Source organism: Paraliobacillus salinarum, from assembly GCF_014083865.1.
Classification (GTDB): Bacteria; Bacillota; Bacilli; order Bacillales; family Amphibacillaceae; genus Paraliobacillus; species Paraliobacillus salinarum.
Window position 1 is genome coordinate 15,559 of the sequence record NZ_JACEFA010000011.1, and the last position, 23,987, is coordinate 39,545.

General features: G+C 37.1%; 26 protein-coding genes. 3 read left to right on the forward strand and 23 right to left on the reverse strand.

What is annotated here, in order from left to right:
• Positions 1 to 39: 39 nt before the first annotated feature.
• The 3 genes from HP569_RS10590 to HP569_RS10600 all read right to left on the reverse strand — a co-directional run bounded on the left by HP569_RS10590 (position 40) and on the right by HP569_RS10600 (position 8,588).
• Positions 40 to 7,341 (reverse strand): isopeptide-forming domain-containing fimbrial protein, encoded by a 7,302-nt coding sequence (locus HP569_RS10590; protein ID WP_182201150.1) that lies wholly within the window; start codon positions 7,339 to 7,341, stop codon positions 40 to 42.
• Between the two features lie 383 nt (positions 7,342 to 7,724).
• Positions 7,725 to 8,138, reverse strand: a complete 414-nt coding sequence (locus tag HP569_RS10595; protein ID WP_246367109.1) for a DUF948 domain-containing protein — start codon at positions 8,136 to 8,138, stop codon at positions 7,725 to 7,727.
• Positions 8,139 to 8,168: 30 nt separating this feature from the next.
• Positions 8,169 to 8,588: a DUF948 domain-containing protein gene (locus HP569_RS10600; protein ID WP_182201151.1), complete on the reverse strand. Its 420-nt coding sequence runs from the start codon at positions 8,586 to 8,588 to the stop codon at positions 8,169 to 8,171.
• 172 nt (positions 8,589 to 8,760) lie between these two features.
• On the opposite strand from HP569_RS10600, the gene HP569_RS10605 reads away from it, so the two are divergent.
• The 3 genes from HP569_RS10605 to HP569_RS10615 all read left to right on the forward strand — a co-directional run bounded on the left by HP569_RS10605 (position 8,761) and on the right by HP569_RS10615 (position 10,853).
• Positions 8,761 to 9,612 carry a YihY/virulence factor BrkB family protein gene (locus HP569_RS10605; RefSeq protein ID WP_182201152.1) on the forward strand — a complete coding sequence of 284 codons (852 nt, stop codon included), beginning with the start codon at positions 8,761 to 8,763 and terminating at the stop codon, positions 9,610 to 9,612.
• A 154-nt stretch (positions 9,613 to 9,766) separates the two neighbouring features.
• Positions 9,767 to 10,066 carry a PadR family transcriptional regulator gene (locus tag HP569_RS10610; protein ID WP_182201153.1) on the forward strand — a complete coding sequence of 100 codons (300 nt, stop codon included), beginning with the start codon at positions 9,767 to 9,769 and terminating at the stop codon, positions 10,064 to 10,066.
• 4 nt (positions 10,067 to 10,070) lie between these two features.
• On the forward strand, positions 10,071 to 10,853 hold the full coding sequence (locus tag HP569_RS10615) for a hypothetical protein (protein ID WP_182201154.1): 783 nt from the start codon (positions 10,071 to 10,073) through the stop codon (positions 10,851 to 10,853).
• 134 nt (positions 10,854 to 10,987) lie between these two features.
• Here HP569_RS10615 and HP569_RS10620 read toward each other — a convergent pair whose 3' ends face one another.
• The 20 genes from HP569_RS10620 to rpsE all read right to left on the reverse strand — a co-directional run bounded on the left by HP569_RS10620 (position 10,988) and on the right by rpsE (position 23,982).
• Entirely contained in the window at positions 10,988 to 11,374 is a 387-nt protein-coding gene (locus tag HP569_RS10620; protein ID WP_182201155.1) for a MerR family transcriptional regulator, read from the reverse strand.
• A 19-nt stretch (positions 11,375 to 11,393) separates the two neighbouring features.
• On the reverse strand, positions 11,394 to 12,512 hold the full coding sequence (locus tag HP569_RS10625) for an FAD-dependent oxidoreductase (RefSeq protein ID WP_182201156.1): 1,119 nt from the start codon (positions 12,510 to 12,512) through the stop codon (positions 11,394 to 11,396).
• A 165-nt stretch (positions 12,513 to 12,677) separates the two neighbouring features.
• Complete coding sequence (gene rpsI, locus HP569_RS10630; protein WP_182201157.1) at positions 12,678 to 13,070, reverse strand: 30S ribosomal protein S9; 393 nt, start codon at positions 13,068 to 13,070, stop codon at positions 12,678 to 12,680.
• A gap of 21 nt (positions 13,071 to 13,091) precedes the next feature.
• On the reverse strand, positions 13,092 to 13,529 hold the full coding sequence (rplM, locus tag HP569_RS10635) for a 50S ribosomal protein L13 (RefSeq protein ID WP_182201158.1): 438 nt from the start codon (positions 13,527 to 13,529) through the stop codon (positions 13,092 to 13,094).
• Positions 13,530 to 13,748: 219 nt separating this feature from the next.
• On the reverse strand, positions 13,749 to 14,489 hold the full coding sequence (truA, locus tag HP569_RS10640) for a tRNA pseudouridine(38-40) synthase TruA (protein ID WP_182201159.1): 741 nt from the start codon (positions 14,487 to 14,489) through the stop codon (positions 13,749 to 13,751).
• 15 nt (positions 14,490 to 14,504) lie between these two features.
• Complete coding sequence (locus tag HP569_RS10645; protein ID WP_182201160.1) at positions 14,505 to 15,302, reverse strand: energy-coupling factor transporter transmembrane component T family protein; 798 nt, start codon at positions 15,300 to 15,302, stop codon at positions 14,505 to 14,507.
• Complete coding sequence (locus HP569_RS10650) at positions 15,295 to 16,167, reverse strand: energy-coupling factor ABC transporter ATP-binding protein (RefSeq protein WP_182201161.1); 873 nt, start codon at positions 16,165 to 16,167, stop codon at positions 15,295 to 15,297. The genes HP569_RS10645 and HP569_RS10650 overlap by 8 nt, the downstream gene beginning before the upstream one ends.
• The gene (locus HP569_RS10655; RefSeq protein ID WP_182201162.1) at positions 16,143 to 16,982 is read right to left on the reverse strand and encodes an energy-coupling factor ABC transporter ATP-binding protein; all 840 of its coding nucleotides are present in this window, start codon (positions 16,980 to 16,982) and stop codon (positions 16,143 to 16,145) included. The genes HP569_RS10650 and HP569_RS10655 overlap by 25 nt, the downstream gene beginning before the upstream one ends.
• Before the next feature lie 347 nt (positions 16,983 to 17,329).
• Complete coding sequence (rplQ, locus tag HP569_RS10660) at positions 17,330 to 17,683, reverse strand: 50S ribosomal protein L17 (protein ID WP_182201163.1); 354 nt, start codon at positions 17,681 to 17,683, stop codon at positions 17,330 to 17,332.
• A 46-nt stretch (positions 17,684 to 17,729) separates the two neighbouring features.
• Positions 17,730 to 18,674 carry a DNA-directed RNA polymerase subunit alpha gene (locus tag HP569_RS10665; protein ID WP_182201164.1) on the reverse strand — a complete coding sequence of 315 codons (945 nt, stop codon included), beginning with the start codon at positions 18,672 to 18,674 and terminating at the stop codon, positions 17,730 to 17,732.
• 233 nt (positions 18,675 to 18,907) lie between these two features.
• On the reverse strand, positions 18,908 to 19,297 hold the full coding sequence (gene rpsK, locus HP569_RS10670) for a 30S ribosomal protein S11 (protein WP_182201165.1): 390 nt from the start codon (positions 19,295 to 19,297) through the stop codon (positions 18,908 to 18,910).
• Positions 19,298 to 19,322: 25 nt separating this feature from the next.
• A complete protein-coding gene (rpsM, locus tag HP569_RS10675) occupies positions 19,323 to 19,688 on the reverse strand; it encodes a 30S ribosomal protein S13 (RefSeq protein ID WP_182201166.1) in 366 nt (121 codons plus the stop codon).
• A 24-nt stretch (positions 19,689 to 19,712) separates the two neighbouring features.
• Entirely contained in the window at positions 19,713 to 19,826 is a 114-nt protein-coding gene (rpmJ, locus tag HP569_RS10680) for a 50S ribosomal protein L36 (RefSeq protein WP_003156543.1), read from the reverse strand.
• A 33-nt stretch (positions 19,827 to 19,859) separates the two neighbouring features.
• Complete coding sequence (gene infA, locus HP569_RS10685) at positions 19,860 to 20,078, reverse strand: translation initiation factor IF-1 (RefSeq protein ID WP_182201167.1); 219 nt, start codon at positions 20,076 to 20,078, stop codon at positions 19,860 to 19,862.
• Complete coding sequence (locus HP569_RS10690; RefSeq protein ID WP_182201168.1) at positions 20,056 to 20,391, reverse strand: KOW domain-containing RNA-binding protein; 336 nt, start codon at positions 20,389 to 20,391, stop codon at positions 20,056 to 20,058. Before HP569_RS10690 ends, infA begins: the two co-directional genes overlap by 23 nt.
• 431 nt (positions 20,392 to 20,822) lie before the next feature.
• Complete coding sequence (locus tag HP569_RS10695; RefSeq protein WP_182201169.1) at positions 20,823 to 21,473, reverse strand: adenylate kinase; 651 nt, start codon at positions 21,471 to 21,473, stop codon at positions 20,823 to 20,825.
• Between the two features lie 48 nt (positions 21,474 to 21,521).
• Positions 21,522 to 22,817, reverse strand: coding sequence for a preprotein translocase subunit SecY (gene secY, locus HP569_RS10700; protein WP_182201170.1), 1,296 nt, complete (start codon positions 22,815 to 22,817; stop codon positions 21,522 to 21,524).
• Entirely contained in the window at positions 22,817 to 23,254 is a 438-nt protein-coding gene (gene rplO, locus HP569_RS10705) for a 50S ribosomal protein L15 (RefSeq protein WP_182201171.1), read from the reverse strand. Before rplO ends, secY begins: the two co-directional genes overlap by 1 nt.
• A 28-nt stretch (positions 23,255 to 23,282) precedes the next feature.
• Positions 23,283 to 23,465 carry a 50S ribosomal protein L30 gene (gene rpmD, locus HP569_RS10710; protein WP_182201172.1) on the reverse strand — a complete coding sequence of 61 codons (183 nt, stop codon included), beginning with the start codon at positions 23,463 to 23,465 and terminating at the stop codon, positions 23,283 to 23,285.
• Between the two features lie 13 nt (positions 23,466 to 23,478).
• Positions 23,479 to 23,982 (reverse strand): 30S ribosomal protein S5, encoded by a 504-nt coding sequence (gene rpsE, locus HP569_RS10715; RefSeq protein WP_182201173.1) that lies wholly within the window; start codon positions 23,980 to 23,982, stop codon positions 23,479 to 23,481.
• Between the last annotated feature and the right edge of the window lie 5 nt (positions 23,983 to 23,987).

Here is a 23,987-nt window from a genome sequence, read left to right on the forward strand (position 1 = left end):
GTTGCACATAAGAGATGTGCTACGGAAGTTTTTTAATTACTATTCTTTTTTTCTTCTAATTAAGATTAGCGAAATTAATCCTAATAAAGTTAACACGATACCAATAAGTTGGTAATTAAACATATCAGTAGCTGTGTTAGGCAATTTTTGACCAGGATCATTCGGTTGTTTTGGACCTTCTGGTGTTTCTGGTTTCTCCGGTTTCTCTGGTTCAACCGGATTCGGTGGATCGAATGGTACAACTGGAACAGTATTTGAATCTTCTCTTGGATTATCGTTTACTTGGATTTCTGCTTTGTTGTCGATAATCGCTACTTCTATACCCGCTTTGATCTTCGCTGTAATTTCTAATGTTAATGTTTGACCTGCGATTTGATCAAGCGTTGCACGATCCACTTTCAGCGTAACTAACTGTCCATCAGTGACAACTTCATAATCAACAGCGGCACCATCGACTAATGCTTTTGCACTCACTACATCTAGACGATCGTCTAACGTGTCTGTCAATGTCAGGTACTCAAATCCTGTCAAATCTTCTGGCACGACTGTGTTGACTTGGTAGTTATATTCCTTATCAAATTCTTTTTCTACCATTTCTTTACCGTACGTTCCATCGTTTCCTTCCACTTCCTTCTCCACTTCTGGAGTTGGTGGACCTGGAGGAATAACTGGTACGATATTTGAATCAATCGTCGGATCATCGTTTACTTGAATACTTGCTTGGTTATTTATTACTTCAATTTCAACGTCTGCATTGATTTTTGCGGTAATGACAAGTTTGATCTCTTTGCCAGCGTAAGTTTGGATCTGTTCCTTGTTTAACTCTACCGTAACCAGTTGGCCTGTCGTTACAGCTTCTAAATCAGACAATTCGCCATCAACAAGTACTTGAGTACCTTCGATTGTTAGGCGGCTGTCTAATTCATCGGAGATGGTCACCGTCTGATACCCGGTTACATTTACTGGTAATGGAGACGTGACATTGTATTCATATGCTTCTCCTCTGACCTTCTCCACTGCTTCTTCTGCCTTCTCACCATCAATATCCTTTTCAATCGTTGGTTTTTCTGGTGGTGGCATAACTGGTACGATATTAGAATCTTTGCTTGGATTATCGTTCACTTGGATTTCTGCCTTGTTGTCTATAATCGCTACTTCTGTACCCGCTTTGATCTTCGCTGTAATTTCTAATGTTAATGTTTGACCTGCGATTTGATCAAGCGTTGCACGATCCACTTTCAGGGTAACTAACTGTCCAGCTATGACTACTTCATAATCGACAGCCACGCCATCCACTAGCGCTTGCGCACTTACGATGTCTAAACGATCATCTAGTGTATCTGTTAGTGTTAAATAAGTGAATCCAGTTAAGTCTGTAGGAATAACGGTTTTTACATGATATTTGTACTCTTTGTCTAGTTCTTTTTCAACTAGATCTTTTCCAAATTCCCCATCATTACCTTCCACCTCTTTTTCCACATCAGGTGTTGGTGGAGGAGTAACAGTAACAGGTGGTGTTGTTATCTTACTATCTTGACCTGATTCATTTGTAAAATCTAAGTCAGCTGTATTTGGAATCTGATTGTTCACATAATCATCCATATTTGTATCAGGATGAATTTTAGCAGGTATTACAAGTTCTATTTGTCCTTTCCCTTGTAAACCAGCAAAATCTGTTACTTCGACTTTCACATCATTTCCATTGACTGTTACAGTTAATCCTGCATATTCCTGACCATCAACAGTGGCCTTAACACCAGCAGCATTGACAACAAGACCAAGATCAACTTTATCTGTAACAATATATTTTTCATAGTCTTCAATATTAGTTGGCAGTTCCGTAATTACATTGTAATTATATTCCTTGTTATAATCTATATTTAGATGTTCAACGCCTTCTACATCCTTGTCTATATTAGGTTTTGTCGGAGGAATAACCGGAACGATATTTGAGTCAATATTTGGGTCATCGTTGACTTGAATACTTGCTTGGTTATCAATTACTTCAATTTCTGTATCAGCATTAATTGTTGCAGTGATAACTAGCTTTATCTCACTTCCAGCTAATTCTTTAATTTGACTTTCATTTAACGTTAAAGTAACGAGTTGTCCATCTATTGTTGCTTCCAGTTCAGAATTAACACCATTAACTAAAATGTTTGTTGATTGAATACTCAATCTTGAATCTAACTCATCAGAAATTGTTACTGTTTTGTATCCTGTAACATTTTCTGGAAGGTTAGAAATGACATTATAGTTATATTCTTCTCCTCTTAATTTAACAACTGCTTCTTGAGCCTTTTCACCATCAATGTCTTTTTCAATCATTGGTTTTTCTGGCGGCGGATTTACTGGTACAATATTTGAATCTACACTTGGATTATCGTTCACTTGGATTTCTGCCTTGTTGTCGATAATCGCTACTTCTGTGCCGTCTTTAATCTTCGCGGTAATTTCTAATGTTAATGTTTGACCTGCGATTTGATCAAGCGTTGCACGATCCACTTTCAGGGTAACTAACTGTCCAGCTACGACTACTTCATAATCGACAGCCACTCCATCCACTAGTGCTTGCGCATTTACGATGTCTAGTCTGCTGTCTAGTGTATCTGTTAAAGTAATGTGCTCATAGCCTACTAAATCTTCTGGTACAACCGTGTTGACTTGGTAGTTATACTCTTTCTCCAATTCTTTTTCTACTAAATCTTTGCCGTATGTGCCGTCATTTCCTTCTACTTCCTTCTCCACTTCTGGAGTTGGTGGTTGTGGTGGAATTACTGGCACGATATTGGAATCAATGTTCGGATTATCGTTCACTTGAATACTTGCTTGGTTATTGATTACTTCAATTTCAACGTCTGCATTGATTTTTGCGGTAATCACTAACTTAATCTCTTTCCCTGCAAGTGCTTGGATTTGCGTTTCATCTAAAATCACGGTAACCAATTGACCGGTCGTTACTGCCTCTAAATCAGATGCTTCGCCATCTACTAGTACTTGTGTACCTTCAATTGTTAGACGACTATCTAATTCATCGGAGATGGTCACCGTCTGATACCCCGTTACATTTGCTGGTAATTGAGACGTGACATTGTATTCATATGATTCGCCTCTGACTTTCTCCACTGCTTCTTCTGCCTTTTCACCATCAATATCCTTTTCAATTGTTGGTTTTTCTGGTGGTGGCATAACTGGTACGATATTTGAATCTTTACTTGGATTATCGTTTACTTGGATTTCTGCTTTGTTGTCTATAATCGCTACTTCTGTACCCGCTTTGATCTTCGCTGTAATCTCTAATGTTAATGTTTGACCTGCGATTTGATCAAGCGTTGCACGATCCACTTTCAGGGTAACTAACTGTCCAGCTATGACTACTTCATAATCGACAGCCACGCCATCCACTAGCGCTTGCGCACTGACGACATCTAGTCTGCTGTCTAGTGTATCCGTTAGAGTGATGTGCTCATAACCTAGTAAATTTTCTGGTACAACGGTGTTGACTTGATAGTTATATTCTTTCTCAAATTCTTTTTCTATTAAATCTTTGCCGTATGTGCCGTCATTTCCTTCTACTTCTTTTTCTACTTCTGGTGTTTCTGGCGGTTTAACTGTGTTTGTGACAACGAAGCCATCGTCTTTATTACCTGTAATAACTGATTCATAGCCTGGTAGAGTAACTTCTTCTATCGTGTATTTAATAATTGTGCCTGCATCACTTAAAGCCGGCTTATTTTCAAACACATGCTTCCAGTTGTTAGCGTTTGTTAACTCTACTGTATCTACTACTTGACCATCCGCAAGTAATTTAACTGTGATGCTATCTTGTGCTTCGCCCACCCATACTTTTTCCACTGGAATATCGACAAAATGTTCTATCGCGACTCCGACTCTTTCTGGTTCTACTGGTTGACCAGTATCAGTAGCGACTGCGAAAGAGTTCCATGCAGCACGCTGTTGAGGAGCAAGAGTCAAATCTTTTACTTCTTCAGTAACATTTGCTTCTAAAGGCATTTTCATTGAGAAATCAATTTCAATGTCTTGGCCTTTTATCCAGGTATCTCCTTTTTTTAATTCAATTTTAAACGAGTGAATGTCACTCCAATCCGTCACACTAGACTCGTCCATCCAGTTAGGGGCTTCTGCACCTGCCGGGTTCGTTAATTGTGTAGTGTTTGGTAAATAATCTGTGTGACGTGTCAAATCATCTCGTTCGGGATTTTTAGCTGTACTATAAAACACACTTACTTTTCCTTGCCATTCTGCTGGAAGAGTGATTGGACCGTTTAATATCGGTTCAAACGTACTTCCTCGATTTATATTATCAGTAATCCCCAAATCTCCTAAAGAAGGCAAAACATCAATCAATGTCATAATGGATAAGTCTTTTCCAGTTGTGTTTGTCATTTTTAGCTTGTAATCAACTAGTCCGTCAAATGGAGCAACGGTAAATTTACTATACTCTGTATCATTCGGACCTTTAATTAATTTTTCTGTTTTAATATCATACTTTCCAGCCAGCACATAAAGATTGCCAGACTTCAAGCGTGGGTGATCCACATCTCCGTTACCATTTAAATCTTCACTATCGGTTTGTAGTACTGTATCTGTAATACCCGGTTCTGCAACAACAGGTGCTTGTAATTGGCTGTCACTACTAAATCCATATACATCAAATCGAAGTTGATTTGGAGCATAATTTAATATTTCCACATCCAGCTGCGCTGTTAACTTCTGTCCTTTTGTAATACGGGAGTCATCCCATTGCACTTTTACAAGTTGACGACCACTGCCATTGTAATCTGGATTGACAAGTTCATAAGATCCCCCAGTTGTTGGTTCATCATTCGCATCAGTATATGAAGGGTTTACCACATCATTTAGTACTACACCTGGTGGAAGTAACACGGTTGTTTCTAATTGGCTATTCATTGGTGCAAGCGAGTTATTAGCATTTTCTAGTTCAACTTGCATCCGGTTATTACCAAGAGTCACTACTCCTCCGACATGGTTTAGTAATTTAACACCGACACGACCAACCGGTTCTGGCTCTGCCGGCCAAGGATTAATCACTGCTTGTCGTGGCCCGGCTAAATCTTTCGGATTTCCATTAGTGAAATAATCGGGGTATCTTTGTGTTAAATCAAAAGGTCTATTTAATCCATCTACTCCTACTATATTGAACACATTTTCAACTAGTCCAGTGTAACCTTGCTTAACAGAAAAATTGAAATCCCATCTATAGCTTTGCATACCACCCGGCGCATATAAAAAGTCTATTGTGATATCCGATACATACTCTCCTGATAATATTCCCATTTCTTCACGTGTATATGTTTTCCCCCACGCAACATCACTCTCTTGTATTAATACACGTTCAATACCGTCAACAGTTCCTAACACTTGAAATGTTGGTGGAACTAAAAAATCTTCTGACGGTGTTTCAGTCGTCGGTTTATAATAAAGTTTAGAAGGTATTTTTATTGATTCGATATTCAAATTCTTATCAATATCATATTTTACTTTATAATCATTAAAATCCATTATATCGTTTCCAGGAATCATACCGCCATCTGCATTAAAGTTATTTGATGGTCGTGATTCATGTAATGGTGGTGTGTAAAAACCAAATGTCAATTTAGCATCATCATTCACTTGCGGAACTGGATTTTTATTATCATTTTCAGCAATACCGCCAGCATCATCTGACGGCCCTAGATGAGCTGGAACATAGACACTACCTTGTATATCCCCAGCACCCGGCTGTCCTGCTGTGATATATACATTCTTATTAGAACTAGCATTTTTGGTTGTATTGCCAATAAATTGAGTTTGAAGCACTGATTGATTTGTTAAATTTTGATACTCTGGTGCACTATCTCCAACTTTTGTTTCAAACTGGAACGTTTTTGAAAATAGATTATCTCCACGAGCTTCTTGTTCTGCAAACGATTCTGTGGGGAATTCCCAAGTTATTACGTTTCCTTGTATACTTGTATAAGAGTCCCCACTTATCATTTGTTGAAAAGTAAGATCATTTGGTAAGGTATCAGTTATCACAATATTTTCACCTGGTTGCAAAAACAATTGACCTCTATCTTTTTTAGGAATAGCTACGTCTATTTGCCAAGTGACAATATCTCCTCTCTCTGCTACTCCAGTCATTGGCGACACAATAGATTTCTTAATGCTTATTCCACCCGTTGCTTTAAGGGTCATTGTGCCACTATCTTCTAAATTAACTGGAACAACTGTTCCGGCTTGCCCTTCTTCTTTTTCATCATTTTCAGTATAATGAATTTCACCAGTAAGCGATGCGGTAACATCGACAGAAGTGTCATTTGGTATATAGCCGTTTTTTGTATTTAAAGAAATGATCTTCTCATACATTTGACCTCTTTTAATTTCATCAAAATGGTAGGTGAGTTGCTTTGTTTGACTATCAAAAGTAGGTGAGACACCGTTGATAGCCAGATGATCTAATTCATCTTGACTATCATCAAATATGATGGTTTCAGAAATTGGTAGGGTAACAACTATATCTACATTCTTATATACTCGTTTTGACCCTGTTAATTTAACAGTTAATCTAAAGTTAGCATCTGCTCCAGTTAAGGCAGTTTTATATATCGGTCCTATGCCAATATACGTGTTTAAATCACCAACTTCTCCTGTTGGTTCTTCTGCTAGAGGAGCAAGGTTTTTCTGAGTTTGATCTGTATTGGTATCTGTGTCAGACTCTTGTTTTGTAGTTTCTTCGCTTGATCCTTCTTCGGATGTTACAGCTTCATGACTTGATTCCTCTTCAGGGTTTATTGTTTCCTCGTTCACCCCTTCTTCCTGTGAAGATGCTTCTTCTTCTTTTTCTTGATCGACTATTACATCAGTAGCCGCTTCGTCATCTTGTATATCATTTTTAATTAATACAAACTGATGTTTTTCTTCGACTTGTACTTCACCAGACGTAATCCCTTGAATACTAATTACGTTATCTAATTTCGACAATTCCTTTAATACAATTTTAAAAAGCTGCTTAGGTTCAATCCCTTTTACTTTGAGTACATTCTTAGCTTGATCATAAATAAACTCTGTTGATTTATCATTTACTTCTTCTGTTGCTGTAGCATCAAAACTTGACCCTTCTGGTAAGGAAATGTTTATTTCCTCATACACAGTTTCAGAAGATGTGAGATTTAATTCTGTACTTTCTTGCGTTGACTCAGCATTCACGTCCACTTTAAAATCCTTTGTATCTGTTGCAGCAGAAATATAGTGTATGGACGGAGCACTTTGCATAAGTAATAAAATAAATATCGAAAACATTGCGAATATTCTTTGCATAAAGTCCACATCCTTGCTGTTAATAATATAATTTGTCTAAATGAAAATGGTCTATGGTTATAATCTCTCACTTCATAATTACCGCCCCCTTATTCCTTTTAAATTACGTTTCATTATAAAGCGCTCACAAAAAATAGAAATAACAAGAATTTAAAAATAAACAGTCATTATATGTAACATTTTAGCAAGCAATTCTTTACAATAACTATACATACTTCACTTTTTTGTTTTTTTAGTGTAAATAAATATTGGAGATAATCTCTATATGCATCTGGTTTATTAATCGCTAAGAACCGCTTCACTAAAAAAACTAAAAAAGTGTCAGTGAATTTCCACTGACACTTTTCTATATTTATATTTTAAAGATGATTTATTTTTAATAATTAATTTTTTCGCTTTTTCCATAAATAGTATCCAAAGGCAAAGGATCCGTATAAACCCCCGACATTATTTTTCTTTGTAGCGTGTTCGATTGAATTGGACTTCTTTTTTACAGATGTCGCAAAGTCTAACATGGAAGAAGACACTTTGCGAGTCATGTTACCTGTATCCTCTATAATATAAAATAATGGATTTAATTGTTCTAACTTATTGTTTAAATCCGCTAGCGTTCGATTACTTTCATGTATAAGATTCCCTGTCTCTTCCAAAACTCCATTAAAATGATTTGGCAATTGATCTACTGTCTTCTCTACCCCTTTGAGCACGCCTGCAACATTATTTAATGCACGAGCTAGAAATATAGATATAATCAAAAAAGCAATTCCTATTAATAATACACCAACACCTGTTAACATGATTGATCCCTCTTCTCTTTATTTTATTTATCAATTTTTATCCATGCATTTCCACCGTTTGTATAAATATAAGCTAATTTCACTAAACTTAATTCCTTTAACAAATGGTTTTGTTTTTTCCTCCACCTCTTGCTCTGACAAATTAGTTGTATAATCTTGTACCGTTCCATGAAGTGTGTGAATCGTTTCTCCTACATGCTCCGCGGTTTTAATTACGTTATCAGTAGTTTTCATCTTCACAGTTGCATCATCTATTGTTCTATCTGTTTCTCGAATCATTGCTTGTAGTCTAGGAATTAGGGTGTTTATTTCTTCATCCGCTTCGTCAACCGATTTACTGACGGTAATTAACATCTTTTTAATACGATAGAGCACCACTGAAATATATGCCGCTGTAATTGCAAACGCGATCGATATGATAAATACAGATATATATACAAATGTAAGCAATTCACACTCCTCCTTTAATGCTACTATACCACCACCTTAATGTAACAAAACGTTTTAAAAAAAGTAGAAGTTCCATTCATTAGGAACCTTTTCTAACGTGTACATGTAAAAATTGGTTAGAAGCCTCATCAAAAGGGTATACATCTAATAACTTATTGTTGGAGGTGTACCTATGTCTAAAATTAAAGCTTATGGCCAAGCTTTTTTTCAAAAATTCCAAGAGGATAATGTTCCTCTCTTAGCTGCAGCACAAGCTTATTATTATTTATTAGCAATTGTACCGTTACTCATTGTCTGTTTCGCAATTATTCCGTACTTAAATATTAGTCCCGATGATGCTATCGAATTTATGGAGAAAGTATTACCTAGTGAAATCGGATCTATACTACAAGAAAATATCATTAGTCTAGTTAATACACCTAGAGGCGGACTTTTAACTGTTGGTATTATTGGTGCATTGTGGTCTTCTTCAGCAGCAATCAACGCATTTATCAAAGCTACAAATCAAGCATATGAAGTAGATGAAACGCGTAATTTCATTGTTGTCCGCTTAATTGCTTTAGGATTAACACTTGGTATGATTCTTGCATTAGGTGTTTCTATCCTTTTACCTGTGTTTGGAGATGTCATCTTAAATTTCGTTGATTCCTTTCTTGGGTTATCCGCTACAATGACTTTACTATTCCAAGTGCTTCGTTGGGTAGTTAGTATCGCCGTGATCACACTTATTCTAGCTGTTCTCTACAAAACAGCTCCAGCTAAGAAATTTCCATTTAAGCATGTTATACCAGGAGCGGTTGCGGCAAGTGTATTATGGATGCTCGTTTCACTGGGATTCTCATTCTATGTAAGTAATTTCGGAAATTATTCAGCAACATACGGAAGCCTTGGTGGAGTGATTATTCTAATGATTTGGTTCTTCTTAACGGGATTGATCCTAATGGTAGGTGCAATCGTTAACGTGCTTTACCACAGAGAACAATTGAAAACCGAACAAACAACGGAGGAAGAAGTAACTATGTAAAAATCTATTAGACTTCATTTTATACAGTAGTAGCAAACATACAGCTACTACTGTTTTTATTTTGCAATAAAAAATATATATCCTAAATAGGTATATCCACTTGCGATATATTCATTTCGGATATATAATAAATGTAAATGAAAGGAGGAAAACAATGGATACTTTACCATTGAGCTATGCTAACTTTTTGATTTTATGGATTTTACAAACACCTACTCATGGCTATGAGATTATGAAAAACATTACAAGCAAGACTAATAATATTGTCACGATTGGACCAGCAACAATGTATAGAAGTTTATCTTATTATCAAAAAAACGGTTATATCGAGTTGGTCTCTGAAATAGATAATAAAAAAAAGTATACGTTAACTGCTAATGGGAAGGAGCTTCTCAATAAACAGATTGATTTTTTTACTTTACTGTATGATATGACAAATCAAGAAAGGATGTAATTTTATGAAAAAATTCAAATTCTTTTTTAAAGGGAGTCAATCAGAAAAAAATTATTTAACAAAACAGAAAGATAAGGGGTTCATCTTAGATAGTGTCGATCGTGGTGTATATCAATTTAGCAAAAATGATCAATTAAACAATTCTTCCTTGCAGGTTGAGTTTTTTGAAGCAGATATGGAGACAAAAGGTTTAGCGAATAACAATTTAATTAAAAAAATCGTTGAGAAAGATCTGGTGTCTTCCAATTATAAAATCATATACAGTTATCTAAATGAAAATAACGTTGATGATTTAAATGTTTTAAATGACACAAAAGATATGGAGGAAAACTATTTAAGGGAAATTAGAAAAAAATTCATTCTACTTTATCAAATTTCTACCGTAGTATTCGTGTTGCTGTCGTTCATGTTAGGGATGAATGAACGTACATTTGATTTCTTTCTTATACCGATTTTCTTAATGTTTCTAACATGGGGTGTCCTTACAATTGGTACTTGGAAATTCACGAAAAGAATTAATTCATTTACAAACAACGAGAAGTCTATATCTCCCGAAAGAACAGTAATTATAACATATGAAAAAGAACGGCCTGAAATTGAATCTGATTTAAGTTACTTAGGTTCATGGCGATATTCAACCAGTAAAAAAAATTCCCACTATTATCGTTTATCTTCTCAATTTTCAGAAACGCAATTAAAAAATGATATCTCAAGCTACCTAGACATTAAAGAAGATGATGTACAAATTATTTCAAATTTCGGCTTAGCTCCTATTGGATATTTTTAAAAGCGTTCTGAAATCATTGAAATTGACAATCTAACCTCCAAGAAAAACTATATTTAAACAGGTACAGCTTTAATATTTATAGTTTTCAATAGAAATAGGACCCATTTCACAACAGGAAATGGGTCTTATTTAAACTAATTGGCCTTGTTATCATCTGATATTACGTTATTTATGAAATCAAGATAATTGTTTGCCTTATTATCGATATATTGTGCCCTTTGTTGCGCTTCTTCTAATTGAGCAAAGGCAATACTTCTTTGTTTTTTCATAATCTCATATCTTGCTCGAATCGTTGAATCGCCTTTTAGACATAAATCAATATATGCTTTTATATTTTCAACTGACATCCCACATTTTCTTAAATGCTTAATACATTGTAGCCAATTTATAGATTCATCGTTAAAGATGCGATTATTGTGCTTGTCTCTTTGCAGGTTCGGAACAAGCTTCTGATCCGTATAATAACGTATCGTATGCTCTGTTAACTGAAGTATAGACGAAACTTCTTTCACACTATACATAATATGTTGCCCCCTATTCTTATGCACGGCCAAGTGAACGACTATAAGATTGACCGGACTTCACCATTCTTCTCACGCTCTGCAAACGTCGTGATTCATAATCCTTCAATACTTCCATTGCTTTAGAGCCTTGTACACCTTTTCCAGTACATTCTCCTAAAATTGAAGCATCTATGATTGATTGGTTAAAGCCACTTGCCGTAACAGGTGCAGGAACATGAGCCGCATCACCGATTAAGGCAACTCTTCCTCTTACCAATCTTTCAGGTACATATTCTTTAATAGGTATTCCCATCACGGTACGATTCTTTGCTGCATAGCGCATTACGGAAGCAAATGGTTCATCCCAAAGGCTAGTCGCTTGTGTAGCTAACTCCTTCAATGTTTGTTCAGGTACATCTTGTCCACTAAGCGAATGAATAACAACATCACCTTCGACACACCCAAGTTGGCGCAACAAATCATTTCGGGAATTATCATACCATGTAGTTCCGAGTCTACGATAACCTGAGCTATCCTCACGATTAATGACCGATCCAAATAAAAAACCATTATGACTACCTAGCATACGCACACGTGGTTGATTGGCACTTGGTCTGTCTTCTGGAGGCAAATTTTCTTCATCCATGGACGCCATCCATACCATATATCCAGCAAATGTAGCATCTGGTTTTTCTGGTGCAACATAGCGTCGAACAAGACTGCGATGTCCATCTGCTCCTATTAAAAGATCAGCATGTATTCTTTCTCCATTATCAAGATCAGCCCATGATGAAGTATCGTCTTGATCTACTTTTTTCACACGTGTTTCATAACGAAGATTAATTCTTGTGCTTTTCTTCGCCTCTTCACGTAAATTCCGCTCAATTGTAGTCCATAACTGTATCATGTTTCTTCCACCTGAAGCAAGATTTCGTAATAAGTTTTCCGTCTTACTTGCTCCAAATCTAGAGCCATCTACTTGAAGACCCGCTCCTCCTGGACGTCCCTCTTTTGCTCTCTCCAATATCGTAACATTCAATCCTTCACGCGAAAGAGCAATTCCTGCCATCAAACCTGAAAGTGATGCTCCCACAATGATAGCAGTACCTTCCACTTCATTCGTCTTGTCACGGTTAAATATCGGTATGCTCTTCATATAGATGCCCTCCATTCCATTCTTTAACAATATCCACTCCTTATTACGATAAGTATATCACCTTCGAGTTACTCGAAGTCAACAGATGGAGCAGTAAGTTACTTCTTTCTTAAACATACAAAAGACCCTTTCCACAAATGTGAAAAGGGTCTTTGAATGCGATAATTAACGTTTTGAGAACTGAGGAGCTCTACGCGCGCCTTTAAGACCGTATTTCTTACGTTCTTTAGCACGAGCGTCACGAGTCAAGAATCCTGCGCTCTTAAGAACTGCGCGGTATTCTGGATCAGCTTCTAACAATGCACGAGCAACGCCGTGACGAATTGCACCAGCTTGTCCAGTGAATCCTCCACCATCAACGTTTACTAATACATCATAGCTACCTTCTGTTTCTGTTGATACTAAAGGTTGCTTAATAATTGTACGAAGAGTTTCGTATGGGAAGTAATCTTCCGCATCACGTTTATTTACAAGGATACGCCCAGTTCCAGGAACTAAACGTACACGAGCAGTTGATTTTTTACGGCGTCCGGTACCGTAGTATTGTACTTGTGCCACTATTCGTTACCTCCTTTTAAATTAGCCACGAAGTTCGTATGCTTCTGGTTTTTGTGCTTGATGATTGTGTTCAGGTCCTCTGAATACATGTAATTTTTTACCCATTTTACGACCAAGGCTGCCTTTTGGAAGCATACCTTTAATAGTTAATTCTAGCATTTGCTCAGGGTATTTTGTACGCATTTCGTCTGCTGTACGAGATTTCAATCCACCTGGGTGGTTAGAGTGACGGTAGTAAAGTTTGTCATTTAACTTGTTACCAGTTAACTCAATTTTGTCCGCATTGATAATGATCACATGATCACCAGTATCTACATGCGGTGTGTACGTTACTTTGTGCTTGCCACGAAGAATAGCAGCTACTTCACTAGATAGACGACCTAGTGTTTGGCCTTCTGCATCAACTACAAGCCATTTACGTTCAATGTTTGCTTCATTCGCCATGAAAGTTGTGCGCATGATTCTTAACCTCCTGTATATGAAAATTCACCTAATATCTTACGTTTCATTCGCTATTTCTAGCTTCATTCGCTTTTATATTTTACACAATTAACTTTCCGGGGCCAATCGTGGTATATAAATAAAATGCCATAGATCATCATACATCAAGTCACGCCTAATGTCAATAGAGATTCACCTGGTTCCGTTGTTTTTTATTAAAAAGTTTTGTTTCTTTGTTTATTCATACGTAACCGAAGCTAAAAACAATCCTTGCGGCGGAGCAGTCTTTCCTGCTTGTGCACGATCCTTACTTTTTATAATTTTTTGTATCTCTTCTGGTTTTCGCTTTCCTTTTCCTATTTCTATCAACGTACCGACCAAAATGCGAACCATGTTATATAGAAAACCACTACCCGTAAACGTAAAGATGTATTGGTCTTCCTTCTGTTCACAAGTAGCTCGATAAATCGTTCTTACCTTTGTACCTTTCACACCATCATTAGCTGAACAAAACGCAGTAAAGTCATGCTCACCTTCGATCATTGCACATGCTTGTTGCATCGCATTCAGATCAAGTGACCCTCTTACTAAATAACTATAGTTTCGTTGGAAAAGATGATTGTCTTCCGTGCTCCATACGTAATATTGATATGTTTTAGCTTTCACGTCAAATCGAGCATGAAAATCATCAGACACGCATTGAACAGACTTAATCTGAATATCTTTTGGCAAGAGAGCATTTAACGCCCGTTTCCAATTATCTTCAGGGATGGTTAAATTCGTGTCAAAGTGAAACGCCTGACCGATCGCATGGACTCCTGAATCCGTACGTCCTGAGGCTGTAATTCGTATGTCTTGTCCTTTATGAATTTTGGCTAATGCCTGCTCGATTTTCGCTTGAATTGTCATGCCGTTCGGTTGTACTTGATAGCCAGCATATGCTGTGCCATCATAGCTTACTATTGCTAACATGCGCATACTCTTTTATCTCCTTTATGCTCGCAAGAAGAATAATATAATGATTACTAGGGCGAATACAATAAATGAAAGAACATCTATTTTCGCTATCTTTAGTTCCCTTAGCTTTGTACGCCCTTCTCCACCTTGATATCCTCTAGCTTCCATTGCCATTGCTAACTCTTCCGCTCGTTTAAATGCACTAACAAATAACGGAACTAACAACGGAACAACCGCTTGAATCCTGTCTTTTAACGGTCCCGTTCGAAAATCTACACCACGTGAAGCTTGGGCTTTTGATATCTTTTCTGTTTCTTGCATTAATGTCGGAATGAATCTTAACGAAATAGACATCATTAAAGCTAGTTCATGAACTGGAAACTTAATTTTTTTCAATGGTTGTAAAAGACTTTCAATTGCATCTGTAATCTCAATTGGAGTCGTTGTCAACGTTAATAAAGATGTGACTAATATTAACAAAAAGAATCTAAATGAAATAGCGATACCTTGTTGAATTGCATCGGAATAGATAGAAAATGAAACGAACTCCACTAATACTTCTCCTTCTTTCGTCACAATTAAGTGAAGAAGAAATGTAAAAATAATTAAAAACCACACAGGTGTTAAGCCTTTTAATATAAAAGTTAATTTTATCTTTGTTGCTAGAGCTGTACCGATTGCAAAGACAGTAAGCCATGCATAGCTAGGAGCTGAATTAGCAAAAAAAACAAAAACAACAAAAAAGAATATGATCATTATTTTGGTGCGTGGATCTAAACGATGAATAAATGAATTACTCGGTACATATTGTCCAATTAATAGTGAATTACTCATATCCATCAGCACCTTTCAATAATAGACTTAATTCAGCAGCTAGTTCTGGGATCGTTTGTCCTTTATATGGAAGTGAGATATGAAAGGTTTCTTCTATTTTACGTAAAAATTGAATGATTTCGGGTAAGTCTAATTGAGCCGCTTGCAATTTCTCTTTTTGTGTAAAGACTTCAGTTGGATTACCTTCCATATATTTTGTACCGTGATCCATAATAATAACATGGTCTGCATAATGAAGCGCATCTTCCATACTATGAGTTACTAAAACGGTTGTTAGCCCTTTCTCTTTATGAAGTTGATGGAACATATCCATGATTTGTTTTTGCCCTTTTGGATCTAATCCTGCTGTAGGCTCATCAAGCACTACTACAGAAGGATCCATTGCTAGTACACCAGCAATAGCAACTCGACGCATTTGCCCTCCACTCAAATCAAACGGGGATCTCTCTAGCATAGCTGTAGATAAATGAACAGCATCCATTACTTCTGGTATACGCTTGTCAATTTCGTTGTCAGGAACATCAAAATTACTTGGACCAAAGCGAATATCTTTTTCTACTGTTTCATCAAATAATTGATGTTCTGGATATTGAAATACTACCCCTACATTTTTCCGTAATGCTTTCATGTCTTTTGGTTTCTCATTAGCAGTCAGTTTGAATTCACCTATTTGTACTTCACCTGCAGTGGGACGCAGTAAACCATTTAAATGTTGAATTAAAGTGGACTTCCCTGAACCAGTATGTCCTACAACCGCAACAAAAGAACCTGAAGGAATAGTGAATGAAAGATCAGTTAATGCACGATGTTCAAAAGGTGTATTCGGTTGATACGTATAACTTACATTTTTGAATGATATGTCCATAATCCTTCTATTAGCTCCTCTTGGTTTAATGGTTGTTTTTGTAAAATCATTTGATCCTTATTTAATTCATTTGCTAATTTAGCCACAAACGGTATATCTAAACCAATTTCTTGTAGTATCTTCTCTTTCTGAAAGACTTCTCTTGGATTTGCTTCTAGCCATACTTCACCTTTATTCATAACAATTACTTGATCTGCTTGTGTTATTTCATTCAAATCATGTGTAATCGATATAAGCGAGATACCTTGCTGGTGTCTGACGTTGTTAACAGTTTGCATAATTTCTTTTCTACCTTTTGGATCCAACATTGCTGTCGCCTCATCTAGTATAATGACTTGCGGAGAAACAGCCAACACCCCTGCTATTGCAACACGCTGCTTCTGTCCTCCAGATAGTCGATGTGGTTCGTGAAGCTGATAATCCCACATAGATACAGCCTGCAAGCTGTTCTTAATTCTAGCAATCATTTCTTGACGTTCTACCCCTCTATTTTCCAACCCAAAAGCAACATCATCTCGAACAGTAGTTCCAACGAATTGATTATCAGGGTTTTGAAAAACCATACCTATTGATTTCCTTACTTCCCAAATCGTTTCTTCTGATACAGTCAAGCCGTTAACAATAATTTCTCCTTCGACAGGAAATAACAAACCATTCATAAGCTTAGCTATCGTTGATTTTCCAGAACCGTTATGCCCGATTATTGCCACCCATTGATTAACCGGTATACAAAAGCTCACGTTGTTCAAAACCCATGGTTGCTCTTCACTATAACGAAATGAAACATTGCGAAATTCTATGTACCCATCTTTCATATATATTCCTCCAAAACAACGATATATTTCCCCGGAAATAATTATATATTGTCGGGACATGTCATCTATCTATTGCACATTGTAATTTGTATTTCCATACAGTCATGCTTCTAATTGATTATTCTATCATAATTTCACTTTGTTCATATAGCTGATTTAAAGTTTTTAACTAAAGTTGTTTGGAGTTATCCTACAATTAGATACAAGTTTTAAAAAAAGCCGTTTAGCTCAGCGAAATAAGCAAACGGCTTTCTATTCAATCATCTTACTTGGATCAAAGCAAAAAGGGCTTCGATTCACCTCTTAAAGAGATTCTGTCTAAGCCCCGACCTTCATGTATTAAACTCTTACACTAATTCGATAACTGCCATTGGAGCACCGTCTCCGCGACGTGGTCCTAATTTCAACACACGTGTATAACCGCCTTGACGATCTTCATAACGAGTAGCGATATCTGAGAATAACTTTTGTACCGCATCTTCATTTTCTGCAGTTTCTACGTTATATAAAAATGCTGCTGCTTGACGGCGTGCATGAATGTCACCACGTTTACCTAACGTGATCATTTTATCCACAACAGAACGAAGGTCCTTTGCCTTTGCTTCAGTTGTTTCTAAACGTTCATGAATAATCAAGTCAGTAGCAAGGTTTCGAAGTAGTGCTAAACGCGCATCTGTCGTACGACCTAGTTTTCTAGCCATCGATTATCCCTCCCTTTTTCGGAATATCTCAAGATGTTTCATATGATTAATCTTCCTTACGTAAACCTAATCCTAAATCCTCTAGTTTATGCTTTACTTCTTCTAGTGATTTACGTCCTAGATTACGAACCTTCATCATATCTTCTTCAGATTTGTTTGCAAGCTCTTGTACCGTGTTAATTCCTGCTCGTTTTAAACAGTTATAAGAACGTACGGATAAATCAAGCTCTTCGATTGTCATTTCAAGTACTTTTTCTTTTTGATCTTCTTCTTTTTCGATCATGATTTCTGCATTTTGCGCTTCATCTGTTAAACTAACAAAAATGTTTAAATGTTCAGTATAGATTTTAGCACCTAATGATACTGCTTCCTCTGGACGTATGCTTCCATCAGTCCAAACATCTAACGTTAATTTATCAAAATTCGTAATTTGTCCAACACGAGTGTTTTCCACTTGATAAGTAACGCGTGATACTGGAGTAAAGATCGAATCAACTGGAATAACTCCAATTGGTTGATCATCATGATTGTTAGCATCCGCAGGACGGTATCCACGCCCGCGTTCAGCAGTCATTTTCATATGCAGTGCTGCATTACTTCCTAATGTAGCAATGTGAAGCTCTGGATTTAGAATTTCAACATCACTATCATACGTAATATCCGCAGCAGTAACAACACCTTCACCTTGTACATCTATTTCTAATGTTTTCTCTTCTTCAGAGTAAATTTTTAGAGCTAGTTTTTTAAGATTTAGGATAATTGTTGTAACGTCTTCTATAACGCCATCAATTGTCGAAAATTCATGTAACGCGCCATCAATTTGCACGGATGTTACAGCAGCACCAGGAAGTGAGGATAATAGAATACGACGTAAGGAGTTTCCTAGTGTAGTCCCATATCCACGTTCTAGTGGTTCTACGACGAATTTTCCAAATGTAGCATCATCACTGATTTCTACCGTTTCAATCTTTGGCTTTTCAATTTCGATCATTAATAAAACCCTCCTTCAAACGTCGAAACCTCGGCTAGACTTTTTGTCTAACCGAAATTCCTCATGTAGGCAGTTCCCGCTTCTGCACTATGTTCATTCGTATACTTCAAATCTGTCTCAAACAATGGTGATTTTCAGTATGATGATAAATCATCAGTTTAATCGTTCATTCTAACTTTAGAGCATTATCAATCATTATAGACAGTCTGACAAATTCTATACGGATAAGTTAATTATACACGACGACGTTTCGGTGGGCGACAACCATTGTGAGGAACTGGTGTTACATCAACAATGGCAGTAACTTCGATACCAACTGCTTGTAGTGAACGGATCGCCGCTTCACGACCAGCACCTGGTCCTTTAACAGTTACTTCTAAAGTTTTAATTCCATGTTCTTGTGCAGCCTTTGCAGCCGCTTCAGCAGCCATTTGTGCAGCAAATGGAGTTGATTTACGTGAGCCTTTAAAGCCTAGTGCACCAGCACTGCTCCAGCTGATCGCATTACCTTGAACATCTGTAATCGTAACGATTGTGTTGTTAAAAGTAGAACGAATGTGTGCTATACCAGTGTCTATATTCTTTTTGACACGTTTTTTACGCGTATTAGTTTTACGAGCCATTAGCTTTACAAACCTCCTTTAGTACTTATTTCTTTTTGTTAGCCATTGTCTTACGTGGGCCTTTACGAGTACGAGAGTTATTCTTTGTCTTTTGTCCACGAACCGGTAGACCTCTACGGTGACGAAGACCTCTATATGATCCAATTTCAATTAGACGTTTAATGTTTAAAGAAACTTCACGACGAAGATCTCCTTCTACAGTACGTTTATCAACTGCAGTACGAATTTTTGCTAATTCATCTTCAGTTAAATCACGAACACGAGTATCTTCAGAAACACCAGCTTCTGCCAAAACTTCTTTAGCAGCAGATTTACCAATGCCGTAGATATAAGTTAAAGAAATTACTATACGTTTTTCACGTGGAATATCAATACCTGCAATACGTGCCATACTTGTTGTGCACCTCCTTATTGATTAACCTTGTTTTTGTTTATGCTTCGGGTTTTCGCAGATTACCATAACTTTCCCTTTACGACGAATAACCTTACATTTTTCGCATATTGGTTTTACAGATGGTCTTACCTTCATCATCCATACCTCCTCTTGTATCGGAGCTTATCATTATTTATAACGGTACGTAATACGTCCTCTTGTTAAATCATATGGAGAAAGTTCAACCGTAACCTTATCTCCCGGAAGAATTCGGATGTAGTGCATACGAATCTTACCAGAAACATGAGCTAAAACGGTGTGACCATTCTCTAATTCAACTTTAAACATTGCATTCGGTAATGTGTCAGTAACAGTACCTTCTACTTCAATTGCATCGTCTTTCGCCATCGAGTTGATCTCCCTTCTTCAAATCAGTCACTACTTCATTGACAAATTTTGATATAGCAAAACGCAGCTTACCATTTGTAACGCGACCAGTTTCTAGAAGGCTATTTTGAACCTCGGGAGAAATAAAGTTTATCGGCAGAACATGATTTAAATTCTTTTTCTTTGGTCGATCATACTTCCGTTTCTCTCCGTCAGCAAGTAAAGCAAAGCGATCATCAACTATACCAATAACAATAGCATATTGACCAGCTTCTCGCCCTTGTAAAATTTGAACAACTTGACCTATCTGGGGATACGAATCCGCATCATTCAAACATGATCACCTTCACTTACCGATTTGCTAATAATAACAAATCCTATTATTGTTCTAAAATATATTGAAAACAAACAGATATTCTACCATGTTTTGTGACTACCGTCCAACTATCCGCAAAAGCTGCTATCTGACATATCCCGCTTTTAATCATGAAAAATGTAATTATCCATGATTAAATTACTATGTGTAATCTTCAATTACACAACTTGTAATCATTAGATGCGATATATTGGAAAGGCGGGCACCTGGTTTTGCTTGATTTGAAAATGAAATAACTTTATTCACTATTAGTATATGCACATTAAATTTTCAAAGCGTTACATATGCTTAAAACAGTTCATAAGTTATTTATACATTAATTGGTATTGATGTGCAAACACACAGAACCGTTTCACATCAACATCTTCTATCGTATTTGCACAAATTACCTACACTAACGTTTGAAGTTTTTGATCAATATCTTCAAAAACCTTATCAATATCTTGTGAACCATTTATGGAGACAAGGTATCCTTTGTCATGATAAAAGTCTAACATTGGTTGTGTTTGTTTCACATTTACTTCTAATCGTCTTGCTACCGTTTCTTCAGAATCATCCTCACGCTGTATTAGCTCCGTACCATCATTGTCGCAAATACCATCCTGTTTTGGTGGGTTAAATACGACATGGTAGGTTGCACCACATGTTGGACAGATACGACGACCTGTCAAACGTTCCATCAATTGCTCTTGAGGAACATCCACATGTAAGACAAAATCTAATGAGCGCTCCATCTCCTGAAGGAGGTTCTCTAACGATTCAGCTTGTGCGATTGTTCTTGGGAAACCATCAAGTAAAAATCCACTTTTACAGTCTGCTTTACTTAATCGTTCACGCACAATTCCAATTGTTACTTCATCAGGTACTAAATCGCCCTGATCCATAAATGCTTTCGCTTTTTTTCCAAGATCTGTTCCTTCTTTAATAGCAAGTCGGAACATATCTCCAGTTGATATATGAGGGATCTGATATTTTTCTACTATCTTTTCAGCCTGTGTGCCTTTTCCTGCACCAGGAAGACCCATTAGAATTAAATTCACTTCAATTCCCCTCGCTCTTATTTGTAATTAAGCTAAACCAATCACAAATTATTTGATAAATCCTTTATAATGTCGTTTCACTAGTTGGCTTTCCAATTGTTTCATCGTTTGCAATGCAACCCCTACTACAATTAGTAAGCTAGTTCCGCCAATTTGAACCGATTGTGGTAAATTAGCCATACTGCCTAGTACTAATGGTAGCACAGCTACAGCAGCTAAGAATATGGAGCCAACAAAAGTTAAGCGATACATTACACGGGTAAGATACGTTTCTGTTTTTTGTCCAGGACGTATCCCAGGAATATATCCACCTTGCTTTTTAAGATTTTCAGCCATCTGCTCAGGATTAACCTGCACAAATGTATAAAAATAGGTAAATGCAATAATTAACGCTACATATATAACCATGCCAATTGGCTGTGTATAATCAAAAATCGCTTCAATGGTGTTTGCCACTTTTCCATCGAAAAAGCTAGCAATTGTTCTAGGTGCCATGATAAATGATACAGCAAAAATAACTGGTATAACACCGGCTGCATTCACTTTTAGTGGAAGGTGAGTAGAATGCCCACCTACCGGAGAACGATTTACTAGACGTTTAGCATATTGAATCGGTATTTTACGTAGGGCTTGCTGGATGAAAATAACACCCACTACCACCGCTAGTACAACCAATACAATTAGAGAAACAATAACAATATTAATGAACAAATCATCACCGGTATTCGCACCGAAATATTGTTCAAATAATTGATTTACGCCATTTGGTATCGCAGCAACGATACCTGCGAAGATGATAATAGATATTCCATTACCAACTCCATGCGCAGTAATTTGCTCTCCTAGCCACATAAGAAAAGCCGTTCCACTTGTTAATACAATCGCAATGACAATATATTTTCCAATACCAGGATTAGAGATTAGTTGACCTCCAGCCATAGCGTTGAAACCAATAGACATAGCAATTGCTTGAATAAAGGCAAGAACAATAGTTGCGTATCTAGTGAATTGCGCTAGCTTACGTCGACCAACTTCCCCTTGCTTCTTCCATTCAGTAAACTTTGGCACAACGTCCATTTGCAATAATTGCATAATGATAGAAGCGGTAATATACGGCATAATCCCCATTGCAAAAATGGAAAAATTCTGTAATGCCCCGCCTCCAAATGTGTTTAAGAAACCAAAAACGCTCTGTTGATCATCCATAAAACTGATCACGTCTCGGTTAGAAAAAGGAACCGGAATAAACGTCCCTAACCGAAAAACAATCAGCATTAAAAGTGTAAAAACAATTTTATTTCTGATATCCTTCACACGCACAAAATTGGAGATTGTACGGAACATTAGATCACCTCTATTTTACCGCCCGCTGCTTCTATTGCTTCTTTAGCTGAAGCAGAGAACTTGTGAGCTTTTACAGTAAGTTTCTTTTCCATAGTACCATTTCCAAGAACTTTAATGCCGGCTTTTAACTTGCTAACTAATCCTGTTTCAAGCAAAAGCTCAGGTGTTACTTCTGTACCTTCTTCAAATTTATTTAAAGTGTCAAGATTAACGATCGCGAATTCCTTACGGTGAATATTTGTAAATCCACGTTTTGGTAATCGTTGGAATAATGGCATTTGTCCACCTTCAAATCCAAGGCGAACGCCTCCACCTGAACGTGCTTTTTGACCTTTATGACCACGTCCTGATGTTTTTCCGTTACCGGAGGACATTCCACGACCTACACGATTTCGCTTTTTACGAGCTTGTGATGGCTCTAATTCATGAAGTTTCATGCGAGCACCTCCTCTTTGCGCTAATGTTTTATACTTCTTTAACCGCTACTAAATGTGATACTTTGTTTATCATGCCTCTTACCGCAGGCGTATCTTCACGGACTACAGATTGATGGATTTTTTTTAATCCTAATGTTTGAACCGTTGCTTTTTGCACTTCAGATCTGCCGATGACACTGCGCGTGAGGGTAATTTCTAACTTTTTAGCCATGTGATTTCCCTCCTTATCCTAACAGTTCTTCTACTGATTTACCACGTAATTTCGCTACATCTTCTGCACGTTTTAAACCTGCAAGACCACTGATTGTTGCACGAACCATGTTAATTGGTGTGTTTGATCCTAATGATTTAGATAGAATATCACCAACACCCGCAAGTTCTAGTACCGCACGAACAGGTCCACCAGAGATAACTCCAGTACCTTCTGCTGCAGGTTTCATTAAAATGCTTCCTGCACCAAATTCACCAATTGTTTCGTGTGGAATTGTAGTACCTACGATTGGTACAGTAACTAAGTTTTTCTTCGCATCGTCAATGGCTTTCTTAATTGCTTCTGGTACTTCTTGTGCTTTACCGGTACCGAAACCAACGTGTCCATTCTTATCACCGACAACAACTAATGCTGCAAAACGGAAACGACGTCCACCTTTTACAACTTTTGCTACACGATTAATTGTAACTACGCGTTCTTCTAAGTCTAATTTGTTTGGGTCAATATTAGTACGCAATGTAT

Coding starts and splice junctions, on each gene's coding strand:
- rplQ (WP_182201163.1), bottom strand. CDS start 17,683: ATGGCTAGAAAACTAGGTCGTACGACAGATGCGCGTTTAGCACTACTT.
- HP569_RS10610 (WP_182201153.1), top strand. CDS start 9,767: ATGGATACTTTACCATTGAGCTATGCTAACTTTTTGATTTTATGGATT.
- rpsM (WP_182201166.1), bottom strand. CDS start 19,688: ATGGCACGTATTGCAGGTATTGATATTCCACGTGAAAAACGTATAGTA.
- rpsK (WP_182201165.1), bottom strand. CDS start 19,297: ATGGCTCGTAAAACTAATACGCGTAAAAAACGTGTCAAAAAGAATATA.
- HP569_RS10590 (WP_182201150.1), bottom strand. CDS start 7,341: ATGCAAAGAATATTCGCAATGTTTTCGATATTTATTTTATTACTTATG.
- rplO (WP_182201171.1), bottom strand. CDS start 23,254: ATGAAACTTCATGAATTAGAGCCATCACAAGCTCGTAAAAAGCGAAAT.
- HP569_RS10615 (WP_182201154.1), top strand. CDS start 10,071: ATGAAAAAATTCAAATTCTTTTTTAAAGGGAGTCAATCAGAAAAAAAT.
- HP569_RS10605 (WP_182201152.1), top strand. CDS start 8,761: ATGTCTAAAATTAAAGCTTATGGCCAAGCTTTTTTTCAAAAATTCCAA.
- rpmJ (WP_003156543.1), bottom strand. CDS start 19,826: ATGAAGGTAAGACCATCTGTAAAACCAATATGCGAAAAATGTAAGGTT.
- HP569_RS10595 (WP_246367109.1), bottom strand. CDS start 8,138: ATGTTAACAGGTGTTGGTGTATTATTAATAGGAATTGCTTTTTTGATT.
- HP569_RS10650 (WP_182201161.1), bottom strand. CDS start 16,167: ATGGACATATCATTCAAAAATGTAAGTTATACGTATCAACCGAATACA.
- truA (WP_182201159.1), bottom strand. CDS start 14,489: ATGCGCATGTTAGCAATAGTAAGCTATGATGGCACAGCATATGCTGGC.
- infA (WP_182201167.1), bottom strand. CDS start 20,078: ATGGCGAAAGACGATGCAATTGAAGTAGAAGGTACTGTTACTGACACA.
- rplM (WP_182201158.1), bottom strand. CDS start 13,529: ATGCGCACAACTTTCATGGCGAATGAAGCAAACATTGAACGTAAATGG.
- secY (WP_182201170.1), bottom strand. CDS start 22,817: ATGTTCCGTACAATCTCCAATTTTGTGCGTGTGAAGGATATCAGAAAT.
- HP569_RS10620 (WP_182201155.1), bottom strand. CDS start 11,374: ATGTATAGTGTGAAAGAAGTTTCGTCTATACTTCAGTTAACAGAGCAT.
- rpmD (WP_182201172.1), bottom strand. CDS start 23,465: ATGGCTAAAAAGTTAGAAATTACCCTCACGCGCAGTGTCATCGGCAGA.
- HP569_RS10625 (WP_182201156.1), bottom strand. CDS start 12,512: ATGAAGAGCATACCGATATTTAACCGTGACAAGACGAATGAAGTGGAA.
- HP569_RS10665 (WP_182201164.1), bottom strand. CDS start 18,674: ATGATCGAAATTGAAAAGCCAAAGATTGAAACGGTAGAAATCAGTGAT.
- HP569_RS10645 (WP_182201160.1), bottom strand. CDS start 15,302: ATGAGTAATTCACTATTAATTGGACAATATGTACCGAGTAATTCATTT.
- HP569_RS10655 (WP_182201162.1), bottom strand. CDS start 16,982: ATGAAAGATGGGTACATAGAATTTCGCAATGTTTCATTTCGTTATAGT.